The organism is Bradyrhizobium sp. Kon56, assembly GCF_055807635.1.
Map to the genome: position 1 here is coordinate 1 of NZ_JBVVOU010000187.1, position 386 is coordinate 386.

Genomic DNA, 386 nt, shown 5'->3' on the forward strand with positions numbered 1-386 from the left:
GACTTTTGCCTACGAGCTGGCGGTGATTATTCGCGAAGGCATGCGACGCATGTATGTCGAGCAGGAAGACATTTACTACTACATCACTCTGCTCAACGAAAACTACCCGCACCCGGCAATGCGCGAAGGCGTCGAGACGGGCATTCTCAAGGGTATGTATCCGTTGAGTACCCACCACCAATCACGCGTGCAACTGATGGGCAGTGGTTCGATTCTACGTGAAGTGATCGCCGCAGCCGCGCTGCTTGAGCGGGACTTCGCCGTGCACAGCGATGTCTGGAGCGTCACCAGCCTGACTGAACTGCGCCGCGACGGGCACGCGATGGAACGCTGGAACCTGTTGCATCCGAGCGATGAACCGCGCCTGAGCTATGTGGAACAGTGTC

The 386-nt window shown here is 57.8% G+C and carries 1 protein-coding gene; it reads left to right on the plus strand.

Annotation, left to right across the window (positions count from 1 at the left end):
- Positions 1–386 (plus strand): transketolase-like TK C-terminal-containing protein (locus tag AC0L3B_RS38560; protein WP_473382870.1); only part of this gene is annotated, 386 nt, incomplete at both ends.